We start from the raw sequence: 253 nt of genomic DNA, 5'->3' as shown, positions 1-253 counted from the left end.
ACCACCGACGGCTCGTCGAACTGCGGCTCGTTGAGCAACCGGTAGCCCGGCACATAGGTCTGCACCTCGGCCACCACATCCTTGATCGACGCCGTGATCGCCGCGTGGTCGGCATCCTCGGGAATCGCACAGAAAATGGTGTCGCGCATGATCATCGGCGGATCCGCCGGATTCAAAATGATGATCGCCTTACCCCGCGCCGCGCCACCGATGTGCTGCACACCCGCACTGGTGGTCTTGGTGAACTCGTCGA

Annotated in this window: 1 pseudogene; it reads right to left on the bottom strand. The window is 62.5% G+C overall.

The features are described 5' to 3' along the window. A pseudogene (locus ACZYYX_RS29485) lies at positions 1 to 253 on the bottom strand (acetaldehyde dehydrogenase (acetylating)); the annotation flags it as partial.

It is taken from the genome of Mycobacterium sp. IDUB_1, assembly GCF_055419625.1.
Note: the sequence above shows the minus strand (reverse complement) of the source record. Positions and strands in the feature narration are given on the sequence as shown.